Raw genomic sequence first — 13,840 nt, 5'->3', positions numbered from 1 at the left:
TCCGGAAAACCAGCCGTGCGGAGCGTCTGTCTTTCGCCGAAACGGTATTCACTTTGCTTCTCCGGGCGAAGGCCCGGGCGCTCCGCCATGCCTCCCGCAACCGCCCTGGAAACAGCGCGGCGCCGACGGCTGCGGCAAGACCTGTTCACTCACGTTTCGCGAATGAACACCCGCCGTCGTTCGCGAACGGCGGCCGCCCGAACCCGCAATCCTCATGGCGGCGGCCCCGGCGGCCCTTCACGGTCGGTCCATCGAAACGGCCCGGTCGTCGGGCCTCACACCAGAAGGACCCCGCACCATGATCCGCCTCGCCGCCGCCGCCGCCGCCGCCCTGCTGCTCTCCGCCGCCCCCGCCCTGGCCCAGTCGGCCGACAGCAGGGTCGTCCTGACCTTCGAGACCGGCGCCCGCACCGGCATGGTCATGGTCGCCCTCTATGACTCCGCCCGCGCCTTCAACGGCGAGGGGCCGGACGCCGAGGCCAACCGCGCGGTGGCCCGCACCGCCATCCCCGCCTCGGGCCGGGTCGTCGCGACCTTCGAGAACCTGCCCGCCGGCGACTATGCGGTGAAGGCCTTCCACGACGTCAACGGCGACGGCGAGATGAACACCAACCCCTTCGGCATGCCGACCGAGCCCTACGCCTTCTCCAACAACGCCGTCGGCAACATGGGCCCCGCCCGCTGGGACCGCGCGCATTTCGCCGTCTCCGGCGAGACCGCCCAGACCATCAGCATCCGCTGATCCGACCCCGCAGCGCCCGTCAGGAGAGACCTTCATGCACGCTTCCCGCCGCAACTTCCTGATGGGCGCCGCCGCCCTGTCAGCGGCCGTCGTCACCCCCGAGACCGTCCGCGCCATGGCCGCCCAGCAGGCCGCCGCCGACTGGGCCCTGGCCACCGCCGATCTCGAGGCCGACGTCGCGCCCCGGGCCCTGCGCCTCGTCCACGGCCGCGCCCCGGCCGCCCTGACCGGAACCCTGTTCCGCAACGGCCCGGGCAAGTTCCGCCGCCCCGGCGGCTCGGCGACCCACTGGTTCGACGGCGACGGCCTGATGCGGGCCTTCCGCGTCAACGAGGGCCAGGTCACCCTCGACGCCCGTTTCGCCGACACCCCCAAACGCCGCTGGGAGAGCGAGATCGACGCCGTCGTCACTCCCGGCTTCGGCACCGCCGGCGACAGCCGCGCCCGCATCGGCTCGAACGACGACGCCAACGCCGCCAACACCGCCGTCATGGTCGCCGGCGACGAGGTCTGGGCCCTGTGGGAAGGCGGCGCGCCCCTGGCCATGGCGGCCTCGGACCTGTCGACGAAGCGCTTCGTGACCCTGCGCGATGACCTCAAGGGCATGCCCTTCCAGGCCCACCCGCGCTACGACCCCGACGGCACGATCTGGAACATCGGCCTGAACGGCGGCCAGGCCATCGTCTGGCGGCTCAACGCCGACCGCAGCCTGCACACGGCCTCCCTCATCGACCTGCCGCGCGCCAGCTTCATGCACGACTTCACCGCCACGGCCCGGCACCTGATCTTCGTGCTGCAGCCCTGGGTCTTCGACCACCGCGGCATGCCCTACGCCAGCCAGTTCGCCTGGAAGCCCGAGATGGGGACCCAGGTCATGGTCGTCGACAAGGCCGACCTGTCGCGCCGCCGGATCTATGAGCTGCCGACCTTCAGCTATTTCCACCTCGGCGACGCCTGGGAGGACGCCTCCGGCGCGATCCGCTTCGACGTCGCCGCCGGCAAGGACGTGGCCTTCGCCATCGACGGCGCCCGCGTCCTGGTCGAACAGCGCGGCTCGGTCCCCGGCGAACACGCCGTGCTCAACCTCATCACCCTGCACATGGACGGCCGCGCCGAAATGGCCTCCTCGGGCGTCACCGCCGAATTCCCGAAGAACGACCCGCGCCGCGCCGGCCTGCCGCGCCGCCTGACCGTCCATGTCGCCGGCGAACGCCCGGACCGGCCCCTGCCGACCGGCCTCGCGACCTGGGACTGGGACACGGGCCGTTCGGACTATTTCACCTTCGGCGATACGCAGATCGTGGAGGAGGCCGTCTTCGTCCCGCGCGGCCCGGACGAGACCGACGCCTGGCTGATCGCCCCCTCGATCAACCTCGCCGAGGGCGTCACCGAACTGCACGCCTTCGACGCCGCCCATGTGTCGGACGGCCCGGTCGCCAGCTGGCGCGCCGATGTGGCGCTGCCCGCCGGCTTCCACGGGGTCTGGGCCGGCTAGGTTGGGCCGATCAATACCAGCCGGCCTCGCGCAGGGCCCTGGCGTAGCGCCGGCTCACCGGCGCCTCGATCCCGCCTTCCAGCGTCAGGGTCGCCCGGCCGTCGCCGCGGCTCACGTCCCGGACCGCGTCCTTCGCCACCCACCAGCTGCGGTGCGTCTGCGCCCCCTCCAGCCCCTCCAGCTCGGTCAGGGCGTCGGACAACCGCATCAGGATCAGGTCCGACCCGCGGTCGGTGTGGATGCGCAGATAATGGTCCTCGGAGGACACCGCCCGGATGACCGCGCCCTTCAGCTTGAACGGCAGCCGGTCGATGAACCGGGCCGGCTTCGCCCCGGGGGCCGCGGCATGCGTCTGCACCGGCGTCCGCGCCAGAAAGACGTTCAGGGCGCTGATCGCGCCGGTCACCACCATCACCGGCATGAGGAAGTCGGGCAGATGCGCCAGGCCGATCGACCGGTCGCCGTCGAAGAACCGGGCCGTGACCGCCCAGACCATCACCGCCAGCGGCCCCGAGATCACCAGCGTCAGGGTCGCGACCGCCAGCCACGGCCGCCGGTCCATGTCGATCCTCGCCTCGACCAGCCGCGAGCAGAGATGGCCCCAGATCGCCCCGATCAGCATGATCGGCGTCCAGTAGGTCAGCCGAAATCCCAGCGAGGTGTCGGCCATGCCGAACGCCCCGGTAAAGGCCAGCAGCCCTCCCGCCGCCAGCGCCACGGCGACGCCGCGCAACAGGCTCCGGTCGAGCTCGAACCGCACGACGTCATGCGGAGTCGCCCGCTCGCTCATGCCGGCTCCGCCGGACCGCAGACCGCCCGGAACCCGGCGGCCGCGAACCTGACCATATAGTCGCAGGCGCTCTCCAGATCCCCCGACCGGCACAGCCCGCCCGACAGCCGGTCCAGCCGCCCCGTCTCGCCCAGGGTCAGCGTCAGCGCCCCGGAAAGGTTGTGATACGCCCAGTAAAGATCGACCTCGCGGGCCTCCGGCAGGACCCGCTTGATCAGTTCGATCAGCCGCCGGATCGCCGGGTCATAGTAGCGGGCCATGGTCTCGCCGCCGAAGGTCGGATTGGCGTTGGTCTGGGCCACCAGCGCCGAATAGTGCTTCCAGCCCGGCCCGCCCTTCATCGACCACTGGAACGGCGGCCGGAGAAACGCCTCGAACAGGCCTTCCAGCGTCATCGCCTCGCCCATTTCGGCGGCGTAGCGGTTGATGGCGTCGACCCGCTCGTTGTTCCAGACCTCGGCCCGCCGCAGGAAGACGGCGTCGAACAGCCCGCGCTTGGCCCCGAAATAGTAGTGGACCAGCGCCGTATCCACGCCCGCCTCCCGCGCCACCTCGCGGATCGTGACGCCGTAGAAGCCGTGCTTCGAGAACAGGTCCTCGGCCGCGTCGAGGATCAGATCCCGCGTATCGGCGGCCCCGGCGGCCCTGGCCTTGGGCGGACGGCCTCGTTTTGCGGTCGGCGCATCGAGCTTGGTCATGACGCCGAAGCTAGGCCGCATCGCCCCGCCTGTGCAACGGCGCCACAGGTCGGCGCGCCGGTGACCCCAGGGAAGCGGAGCCGTTTGACAGGCGGCTCAAAACGATTAGGTTCCAGAAAATCATTGAACGCTGAATAAAAAGCGTCATCGGGCTGGAAATCACAGGACTGGGGCTACCATGAACCGCTATGTAAAGACCGCCTTGCTCGCCGGAGCCGCCTGGAGCGCGCTCTCCACCTTCGCCATGGCCCAGGATGCGCCCCAGGAGGGCGTTTCGGCCCTCGACGACGTCGTCGTCAGCGCCCGTCGTCGCGACGAAATGCTGAAGGACGTGCCGATCTCGGTTTCGGCCATCGGCGAGGAGCGCCTGGAACAGACCGGCGCCTCGGACATCACCGCCCTGCAGCAGCAGACCCCGAACGCCACCGTTCAGGTCGCCCGCGGTTCGAACTCGACCCTGATCTCCTTCATCCGCGGCGTCGGCCAGCAGGATCCGCTGTGGGGCTTCGAGCCCGGCGTAGGCCTGTATGTCGATGACGTCTATGTCGCCCGTCCGCAGGGCGCTGTTCTCGACATCTACGACGTCCAGCGCATCGAAGTGCTGCGCGGCCCGCAAGGTTCGCTGTACGGCCGCAACACCGTCGGCGGCGCGATCAAATATGTTACCAATACCCTGTCGAGCGACCCGGAACTGACGCTGCGCGGCGCCTATGGCAGCTACAACCAGATCGATCTGATGGCCGTGGGCAGCATCCCGCTGGCGGATAATTTCCGCATCGGCGGCGCCGTCGCCTCCTATCAGCGCGACGGCTACGGAACCAACATCAACACCGGCGCCGAACACTACAACAAGGACGTCCTGGCCGGCCGCATCAGCGCCGAATGGGAACCGCGCGACGACATCTCGATCCGTCTGGCATATGACCGGGTCCAGGACGACTCCAATCCCCGTCACGGTCACCGTGAACTGGCCGGCGCCACGCCCGCCGGCGCGGTCCAGCCGAGCGTCTATGACACCAACGCGGGCGTCGGCGACGACAACTCCGTGATGAACCAGGGCGCTTCGGCGACCATCCAGCTCGACCTCAACGACAACTGGACCTTCAAGTCGATCACGGCCTGGCGCGAGGGCGACACCGACACGGTCATCGACTTCGACAATACCCCCGCCCCGACGCTGGACATCCCGGCCTACTATGCCGACGACCAGCTGACGCAGGAGTTTCAGTTCCTGTTCGACTATGACCGGGTCCAGGGCGTCGCCGGCATCTTCTATCTGGACGGTCATGCCGAAGGCGCCTTCGACACCGTCCTGGGCAACGCCGGCATCGTCATCGGCACGGCTGGACAGGTGAACACCGAGAGCTGGGCGGGCTTCGCCGACGTGAACCTCGATCTGACGGATCGACTCCACCTCGGCCTCGGCATGCGCTACACGCTAGACACCAAACAGGGAACGGTGTTCCGCGCCAACTATCTCGGCGCGACGCGCAGCCCCATCCTGGGCGGAACGGTTCGGGCCCCTCTGCTGGTGCGGACCAACTACACCAACACCAAGGACTTCACCCAGTTCACGCCGCGGATCGCGCTTTCGTATGATCTGACGGATGACATGACGACCTACGTCTCGTTCTCGCAGGGCTTCAAGTCGGGCGGTTTCGACATGCGCGGCGACGCCATCTTCACCCCGAACACCGTCAACGGCTATGATCCGGAAACGGTCGACTCCTGGGAGATCGGTCTGAAGGGCGCGCTGGATCGGCTGACCTTCGCCGCCTCGGCATTCTACAACGAGTACCAGGACCAGCAGGTCACCACCCAGGTCCCCGCCGTCGGCGGCATCGCCAGCTTCGTCGACAACGTCGGCTCCTCGACCTTCTACGGCGTGGAGTTCGAGGGCCAGTTGCGCATCCTCGACAGTCTGTCGGCCAACTTCGCCGTGGGCTATCTGAACTCTGACTTCGAGCAGTTCCTGCGTTACAACCTCGGTACGGCGATGTATGAGGACATCTCCGACCAGGTGGTGCTGCAGAACGCCCCGGAATGGACCGGCTACCTTGGTCTGACCTGGATCGGCGACGTCGCCGGCGGCGACCTGGCGGTGACCCCGTCGGTCAGCTATCGCGGCGATTACAGCCAGTTCGAGTTCCCGAACCCGGTTCTGGACCAGCAGGCCTACGCCCTGGTCGATCTGTCGATCGTCTGGACCGACCCGACCGACCGCTTCACCGTGGGCGTCTACGGCAAGAACCTGACGGACGAAGAGTACCGCGTCGGCGGCTACAACTTCCCGGGCGCGCTCTTCGACAACTCGATCATCGGCTACTACGGCCCGCCGCAGACGGTCACCGCCTCGCTGCAGGTCAAGTTCTGATCGACGAAAAGACTCCTGAAGCCTGATCGCAACTGATCCAGGGCGGCGGTTCACCTGAGCCGCCGCCCTTTTTCTTTGGCGCTGCCAAAAAGCAACGCTACCGTTCCGTCAAACAAGAAGACCAGTCGAGGGAAACGCCATGACCGCCACGGACGCCGCCGCGCCTGCCGTTCGGCCCGGATATCGCTTCTACGTTCTGGCGATCCTGATCCTCGTCTACATGCTGAACTTCCTGGATCGCCAGATCATCGGCATCCTCGCCGCGCCGCTGAAGGCCGAGTTCGGTCTGTCGGACAGTCAGTTCGGCCTGCTGGGCGGCATCGCCTTCGCCTCGGTCTATTCGACCCTCGCACTGCCGCTGGCATGGCTGGCCGACCGCTACAGCCGGGTCTGGATCATGACCGGCGCCCTCGCGGTCTGGTCGGGCTTCACCGCCCTTTGCGGCATGGCCGGGTCGTTCGGGCAGCTGTTCCTGTGCCGCATGGGTGTCGGCGTCGGCGAAGCCGGCGGCGTGGCCCCGGCCTATTCCCTGGTTGCGGACTATTTCCCGCCCCATCAACGGGCGCGGGCCCTGGCGGGCTTCGCCTTCGGCATCCCGCTCGGCACGGCGGCGGGCACCCTCGTCGGCGGCCTGCTGGCGGCCACCTACGGCTGGCGCACCGCCTTCATCGTCGTCGGCCTGCTCGGCCTGCTGGTCGCTCCCCTGCTGCGCCTGACGGTGCGCGATCCGAAGCGCGGCGGCACGGACGCGGTCAAGTCCGAGGCCCAGCTCGCCGAGATTGCGGCGGCCCCCGTCGTCGCCCCGGGGACCACGGGCCGGCTGGCCGCCCTGATCATGCTCGGCCTCGCCGCCGGAGCGCTCGGCCTCGCCGCCCTGATCCATTTCGGCGGCGTGGCGCTGGGCAATCCGCTGATCTTCGCCTTCGGCGGCCTGCTGGCCCTGGTGATCGGCTTCTCGCTGCTGATCGCGCAGCGCACGGCGTCCGTGGTTCTGCCCAAGCCGAGCTTCTGGTTGCTGGCCCTCGGCGCCGCCTCCTCCTCGGTGTGCGGCTATGGCGTCGCCGGCTGGCTGCCGCTGTTCTTCATGCGCAGCTTCGGCCTGACCCTGTCGCAGACCAGCTGGTACTACGCCGGCATCGCCCTGATCGGCGGCGTGCTGGGCATCTGGGGCGGCGGCATGATCGCCGACAAGCTGTCCAAGCGCGGCAAGGGCGCCTATCCGCTGACGCCGGCGATCGCCTTCCTGATCTCGGCGCCGATGTTCATCCTTGCGATGAACTCGCCGTGGCTGATCGGCCTGATCATCCCCGGCGGCGGCACCAACGCCCAGCAGCTGATTCTCGCCTTCCTGATCTTCCTGATTCCGACGGGTCTGAACCTGGCGTGGCTGGGTCCCATCACCGCCTCGATCCAGCACCTGGTCGCGGCGCCCATGCGTTCGACCGCCTCGGCCCTGTTCCTGCTGATCAACAACCTGCTCGGTATCGCTGTCGGCTTCTACTATTTCGGCTGGATGAGCGACCTGCTGAAGCCGCAGTTCGGCGACGAGAGCCTGCGTTGGGCCATCTACACCGGCATGGGCTTCTACCTGCTGGCGGCGGTCCTCCTGATCGGCGCGTCGCGGACCCTGAAGCGGGACTGGGTGGACTGATCGCGGGTGACGGTTGCGCCTGCGAAGGCGCACCCCCTATAAGCGCCGCAACTCCTCCCAGCAGTCCGGCGGCGCCTCTCCATGAACATCCACGAATACCAGGCCAAACAGGTCCTGAAGAGCTTTGGGGCGCCGGTCGCCGAGGGCGTCGCCATCACCAGCGTCGACCAGGCCGAGGCCGCCGCGCGGCAGCTGCCCGGCCCGCTCTATGTCGTGAAGTCGCAGATCCACGCCGGCGGCCGCGGCAAGGGCAAGTTCAAGGAACTGCCGGCCGACGCCAAGGGCGGCGTCCGCCTGGCCTTCTCGATCGAGGATGTCGTGAAGAACGCCCGCGAGATGCTGGGCAATACGCTGGTGACGGCGCAGACCGGCCCGGCCGGCAAACAGGTCAACCGTCTCTATATCGAGGACGGCGCAGACATCGACCGCGAACTCTATTGCTCGCTGCTGGTCGACCGCTCGACCGGCCGCGTGTCCTTCGTGGTCTCGACCGAGGGCGGCATGGACATCGAGGCGGTCGCCCATGACACGCCCGAAAAGATCGTCACCATCGACATCGATCCGGAAGCCGGCGTGACCACCGCCAACGTCGCCGAGATCAACACCGCCTACGGCCTGACCGGCGCGGCGGCGAAGGACGGCGAGACCCTGTTTCCGATCCTGTACAAGGCCTTCGTCGACAAGGACATGTCGATGCTGGAGGTCAATCCGCTGATCGTCATGAAGGACGGCCATCTGCGGGTGCTGGACGCCAAGGTCAGCTTCGACGGCAACGCCCTGTTCCGCCACGAGGACATGAAGGCGCTGCGCGACGAGACCGAGGAAGACGCCAAGGAGATCGAGGCCTCGGAATGGGACCTCGCCTATGTCGCCCTCGACGGCAATATCGGCTGCATGGTCAACGGCGCCGGCCTGGCCATGGCGACCATGGACATCATCAAGCTGTACGGCGCGGAGCCGGCGAACTTCTGCGACGTCGGCGGCGGCGCCTCCAAGGAAAAGGTCGCGGCGGCGTTCAAGATCATCACCGCCGATCCCGCGGTGAAGGGCATCCTGGTCAACATCTTCGGCGGCATCATGCGCTGCGACGTCATCGCCGAGGGCGTGGTGGCCGCGGTGAAGGAAGTGGGCCTGAAGGTGCCGCTGGTCGTCCGCCTCGAGGGCACCAATGTCGTCGAGGGCAAGCGCATCCTCAATGAGTCGGGTCTGGCCATCACCGCCGCCGACGACCTCGACGACGCGGCGCAGAAGATCGTGGCTGCGGTGGGATGACGCGTGGCGTCCCCGTCATTGTGGCCGCCTTCGGTCTGACGGCCTGCAATCCGTCCGGCGCCGACGCCATCACGGATCCCGTCGCCAAGGCTGAATACCACTGCCGCTACGTCGTCGAGCGCGCCATCGCCGACGAGGCCGAGCGGGACGCGGACGGCGTGTTGCGTCGGGAGGTCGCCGACTTCCCCGCCCCCACGGTTACACGGACGGGGGATCAGGTGCGATTTGTTTGGGCGCGGGATTCGATCGCGCGCAAGGACGGCCGGTCCCGGCACGGCGGGACCTGCGTCATGGATATCAAGGACGGGCAGCAGCTCGTCGTCTCGGCGGAGCTGGACGGCCAGCCCCTCCACAGCGGATTTCGGTTTTAGGGCCCACAGAACATGTCCATTCTCGTCGACAAGAACACCAAGGTCATCGTCCAGGGCCTGACCGGCAAGACCGGCACCTTCCATACCGAACAGGCGCTCCGCTATTACGGGACGAAGATGGTCGGCGGCGTGCACCCGGCCAAGGGCGGCACGAACTGGACGGGCTCCGAGGGCGAGACCCTGCCGATCTTCGCCTCGGTCGCCGAGGCGAAAGAGGCTACCGGCGCGACCGCCTCGGTCATCTATGTCCCGCCCGCGGGCGCCGCGGACGCCATCATCGAGGCCATCGAGGCCGAGGTCCCCTTCATCACCTGCATCACCGAGGGCATTCCGGTGCTGGACATGGTGCGGGTCAAGGCGCGGCTGGACCGGTCGAAGTCCCGCCTGCTGGGGCCCAACTGCCCCGGCATCCTGACCCCGGAAGAGTGCAAGATCGGCATCATGCCGGGCTCCATCTTCAAGAAGGGCAATGTCGGCATCGTCTCCCGCTCGGGCACCCTGACCTATGAGGCGGTGTTCCAGACCTCGAACGAGGGCCTGGGCCAGACCACGGCCGTCGGCATCGGCGGCGACCCGGTCAAGGGCACGGAGTTCATCGACGTGCTGGAGCTGTTCCTGGCCGATCCCGAGACGCAGTCGATCGTCATGATCGGCGAGATCGGCGGCGGCGCGGAGGAAGATGCGGCCCAGTTCCTGATCGACGAGGCGAAGAAGGGCCGCTCCAAGCCGATGGTCGGCTTCATCGCCGGTCTCACCGCGCCCAAGGGCCGGACCATGGGCCATGCCGGCGCCGTCGTCTCGGGCGGCAAGGGCGATGCAGAGTCCAAGATCGCCGCCATGCAGGCCGCCGGCATCCGCGTCTCGCCGTCGCCGGCGCGTCTGGGAACGACCCTGGTGGAAGTGCTCAAGGGCTGAGTTTTTGTCCCGCCAGCGGGACAAAAATCTCGGAATTCCGCCGAATTTCGGCCCTTTCGCCCCCATTCGGTCATGACCCATAAGGAAACAGCGCCTATATCAACGGCGCCGGTCGAGCGCAGGCGTGCGCGCGCCGCCCAAGGGACGTGACGAGAACAATGGCGGACGATGCCGGTCGGCTGAATCAGGTCTTTGCCGAGACCAGCTTCCTGTATGGCTCCAACGCCTCGTTCATCGAGGATCTGCATGAGAAATGGGCGGCTGATCCGGCGTCCGTCTCGGGCGAATGGCGCGCCTTCTTCGACCAGCTGCGCGACAACGCCGAGAGCGTGAAAGCCTCGGGCGCCGCCGGCTCCTGGGGCCGTTCGGTCACCACCGAACCGACCGAGGCCACCGGCGTGTTCGATGGCCGCTGGCCTGCGCCGAAACCCGACCCCAAAAAGCCCGCCGCCCCGGCTCCGGCCCCCGCCGCCGCATCCGCCCCGGACGCCGCCGTCCTGGCCGAGGCTGTCCGCGCCGCCGCCCACGATTCGATCCGCGCCCTGATGCTGATCCGCAGCTATCGCGTGCGCGGTCACCTGCAGGCCAATCTCGACCCGCTGGGCATCGAACAGCCGACCAGCAATCCGGAGCTGACCCCGGAATTCTACGGCTTCAGCGAGGCCGACCTCGACCGGCCGATCTTCCTCGACGGCGTTCTGGGCCTCCAGACCGGCACCATCCGCGAAGTCCTGGCCCTGCTCAAGCGCACCTATTGCGGCACGCTGGGCATCCAGTTCATGCATATCGCCGAGCCGGAAGAGAAGTCCTGGCTGCAGGCCCGGTTCGAGGGCGCGGACAAGTTCGCCCGGAACGGCTTCACCCGCGAGGGCAAGCTGGCGATCCTCTACAAGCTCATCGAGGCCGAGGGCTTCGAGCGCTTCCTGCACAAACGCTTCCCCGGCACCAAGCGGTTCGGCCTCGACGGCGGCGAGGCCATGGTCCCGGCGCTGGAGCAGATCATCAAGCGCGGCGGCGCCCTGGGCGTGGACGAGGTCGTCTTCGGCATGGCCCACCGCGGCCGGCTCAACACCCTGGCGGCGGTGATGGGCAAGCCCTATCGCGCCATCTTCCACGAGTTCCAGGGGGGCTCGACCGTCCCTTCGGACATCGAGGGTTCCGGCGACGTCAAATATCACATGGGCGCCTCGTCGGACCGGTCGTTCGACGGCAACAATGTCCACCTGTCCCTGACCGCCAACCCGTCGCACCTCGAGATCGTCAATCCGGTGGTGCTGGGCAAGGCGCGGGCGAAACAGGCCTTCGACATCCGCGAGGCCAACGCCGGCCAGCCGGAAGAGAAATGGGCCCTCGATCGTTCCAAGGTCATGCCCCTGCTGATCCACGGCGACGCCGCCTTCGCCGGCCAGGGCGTGGTGGCCGAATGCTTCGCCCTGATGGGGCTGAAGGGTTACCGCACCGGCGGGACGATGCATTTCGTCGTCAACAACCAGATCGGCTTCACGACCAGTCCGCGCAACAGCCGGTCCTCCCCCTATCCGTCCGATGTGGCCCTGATGGTCCAGGCGCCGATCTTCCACGTCAACGGCGACGACCCCGAAGCGGTCGTCTTCGCCGCCAAGGTGGCCACCGAGTTCCGGCAGAAATTCCACAAGGACGTGGTGGTGGACATGTTCTGCTACCGCCGCTTCGGCCACAACGAGGGCGACGATCCGACCTTCACCCAGCCGCTGATGTATTCGAAGATCCGCGCCCTGAAATCGACGCGCGAGATCTACGCCGAACGTCTGATCGCCGAGGGGGTGATCGACCAGGCCGCGGTCGACGCGGAAGTGGCCCGGTTCGAGGCCTTCCTCGACGCCGAGTTCGAGGCCGGCAAGACCTTCGAGGCGCACAAGGCTGACTGGATGGACGGCCAGTGGCAGGGCATCGGCCAGCCCGACGGCGAGGAGCGCCGCGGCGAGACCTCGGTCCCCGCCGCCAAACTCGTGGACCTCGGCCACAAGCTGACGACCATTCCCAACTCGGTCGACATGCACAAGACGCTGAAGCGAGTCATGGACGGCCGGCGCGAGATGATCACGACCGGCGAGAACATCGACTGGGCCACGGCCGAGAGCCTGGCCTTCGGCTCGCTGCTGGACGAGGGCTTCCCGGTCCGGCTGTCGGGCCAGGACTCGGTGCGCGGCACCTTCTCCCAGCGCCACTCGGGCATCGTCGACCAGACCACAGAGGCCCGCTACGTCCCGCTGAACAACATCCGCGACGGCCAGGCCGAGTTCGAGGTGATCGACTCCGCCCTGTCCGAAGAGGCGGTGCTGGGCTTCGAATACGGCTACGCCCTGACCGACCCCAACACCCTGGTGATGTGGGAGGCCCAGTTCGGCGATTTCGTGAACGGCGCCCAGGTGGTGATCGACCAGTTCATCAGCTCGGGCGAACGCAAATGGCTGCGCATGTGCGGCCTCACCATGCTGCTGCCGCACGGCTACGAAGGACAGGGGCCCGAGCACTCCTCGGCCCGTCTCGAGCGCTTCCTGCAGGCCTGCGCCGAGGACAATATGCAGGTCGCCAACTGCTCGACCCCGGCCAACTATTTCCACATCCTGCGCCGTCAGATGCACCGGCCGTTCCGCAAGCCGCTGATCATCATGACGCCCAAGAGCCTGCTGCGGCACAAGAAGGCGGTCTCGACCATAGCCGACCTGGCCGAGGGCAGTTCCTTCCACCGCGTGCTGCACGACGACGCCCAACGTCGTCCCGACGTCGCCGGCATTACGATCAAGCCGGACGCCGAAATCCGCCGCCTGGTCCTGTGCTCGGGCAAGGTCTATTACGACCTGCTGGAGCGGCGCGAGCGCGATCAGATCGACGACGTCTATCTGATGCGGCTCGAGCAGTTCTATCCGTGGCCGATGAAGTCGCTGCTGACCGAACTGGCCCGCTTCCCCAACGCCGAACTGGTCTGGTGCCAGGAAGAGCCCAAGAACATGGGCGGCTGGACCTTCGTCGACCCCTGGCTCGAACTGACGCTTGAGAAGCTGTCGGTGAAGTCGAAGCGCGCCCGCTACGTCGGCCGCCCGGCCTCCGCCTCCACCGCCGCGGGCCTGATGAGCCGGCACCTGAAAGAACTCGACGCCTTCCTGACCGAAGCCTTCGCCTGATCCCGTCCATTCCGGACAACGGCTGCGCCGTTTCCGGGATGACAAGAGAACGAACCTGAGAGAGCCCGTCCCATGGCCGACATCCTGACCCCCGCCCTCGGCGAATCCGTCACTGAAGCCACGATCGGCAAGTGGACGAAACAGGCCGGAGACGCCGTGAAGAAGGACGAGGTCCTGGTCGAGCTGGAGACCGACAAGGTCTCGCTGGAGGTCGTCTCGCCCTCCGACGGCGTCCTGTCCGAAATCCGCGCCGCCGACGGCGCGACCGTGACCCCCGGCGCCGTGCTCGGCGTGGTCAGCGAAGGCGCGTCCGCCGCCCCCGCCGCCGAGGCTCCCCGGGCTGAGGCGCCGAAGGCCGGGGCCGCGCC

Annotated in this window: 11 protein-coding genes; 9 read left to right on the top strand and 2 right to left on the bottom strand. The window is 67.8% G+C overall.

Annotated features, from left to right (window positions below):
• Window positions 1-298: 298 nt before the first annotated feature.
• Window positions 299-742 carry a DUF2141 domain-containing protein gene (locus tag QQJ79_RS12895; RefSeq protein WP_284223327.1) on the top strand — a complete coding sequence of 148 codons (444 nt, stop codon included), beginning with the start codon at window positions 299-301 and terminating at the stop codon, window positions 740-742.
• Between the two features lie 34 nt (window positions 743-776).
• Complete coding sequence (locus tag QQJ79_RS12890; protein WP_284223326.1) at window positions 777-2,237, top strand: carotenoid oxygenase family protein; 1,461 nt, start codon at window positions 777-779, stop codon at window positions 2,235-2,237.
• A 10-nt stretch (window positions 2,238-2,247) separates the two neighbouring features.
• On the opposite strand, the gene QQJ79_RS12885 is transcribed toward QQJ79_RS12890, so the two are convergent.
• On the bottom strand, window positions 2,248-3,027 hold the full coding sequence (locus QQJ79_RS12885; protein ID WP_284223325.1) for a LytTR family DNA-binding domain-containing protein: 780 nt from the start codon (window positions 3,025-3,027) through the stop codon (window positions 2,248-2,250).
• Window positions 3,024-3,725 carry a TetR/AcrR family transcriptional regulator gene (locus QQJ79_RS12880; RefSeq protein ID WP_284223324.1) on the bottom strand — a complete coding sequence of 234 codons (702 nt, stop codon included), beginning with the start codon at window positions 3,723-3,725 and terminating at the stop codon, window positions 3,024-3,026. The genes QQJ79_RS12885 and QQJ79_RS12880 overlap by 4 nt, the downstream gene beginning before the upstream one ends.
• Before the next feature lie 178 nt (window positions 3,726-3,903).
• Between QQJ79_RS12880 and QQJ79_RS12875 the strand changes: the two genes are divergently transcribed.
• The 7 genes from QQJ79_RS12875 to QQJ79_RS12845 form a co-directional block, all read left to right on the top strand.
• Window positions 3,904-6,099 (top strand): TonB-dependent receptor, encoded by a 2,196-nt coding sequence (locus QQJ79_RS12875; RefSeq protein WP_284223323.1) that lies wholly within the window; start codon window positions 3,904-3,906, stop codon window positions 6,097-6,099.
• A gap of 139 nt (window positions 6,100-6,238) precedes the next feature.
• Window positions 6,239-7,750 carry a spinster family MFS transporter gene (locus QQJ79_RS12870; RefSeq protein ID WP_284223322.1) on the top strand — a complete coding sequence of 504 codons (1,512 nt, stop codon included), beginning with the start codon at window positions 6,239-6,241 and terminating at the stop codon, window positions 7,748-7,750.
• An 81-nt stretch (window positions 7,751-7,831) separates the two neighbouring features.
• Window positions 7,832-9,022, top strand: a complete 1,191-nt coding sequence (gene sucC / locus QQJ79_RS12865) for an ADP-forming succinate--CoA ligase subunit beta (RefSeq protein ID WP_284223321.1) — start codon at window positions 7,832-7,834, stop codon at window positions 9,020-9,022.
• Window positions 9,019-9,393: a hypothetical protein gene (locus QQJ79_RS12860; protein ID WP_284223320.1), complete on the top strand. Its 375-nt coding sequence runs from the start codon at window positions 9,019-9,021 to the stop codon at window positions 9,391-9,393. Before sucC ends, QQJ79_RS12860 begins: the two co-directional genes overlap by 4 nt.
• Window positions 9,394-9,405: 12 nt before the next feature.
• Entirely contained in the window at window positions 9,406-10,308 is a 903-nt protein-coding gene (gene sucD / locus QQJ79_RS12855; RefSeq protein WP_284223319.1) for a succinate--CoA ligase subunit alpha, read from the top strand.
• A gap of 158 nt (window positions 10,309-10,466) precedes the next feature.
• Complete coding sequence (locus QQJ79_RS12850) at window positions 10,467-13,472, top strand: 2-oxoglutarate dehydrogenase E1 component (RefSeq protein WP_284223318.1); 3,006 nt, start codon at window positions 10,467-10,469, stop codon at window positions 13,470-13,472.
• Between the two features lie 72 nt (window positions 13,473-13,544).
• Window positions 13,545-13,840: biotin/lipoyl-containing protein (locus QQJ79_RS12845; RefSeq protein ID WP_284223317.1), on the top strand; the 296-nt coding region annotated here is incomplete at its 3' end.

The organism is Brevundimonas denitrificans, assembly GCF_030160755.1.
In the GTDB taxonomy this organism is placed as follows: domain Bacteria; phylum Pseudomonadota; class Alphaproteobacteria; order Caulobacterales; family Caulobacteraceae; genus Brevundimonas; species Brevundimonas denitrificans.
The sequence above is the reverse complement of the archived record's forward strand: the minus strand, read 5'-3'. Positions and strand labels throughout refer to the sequence as shown.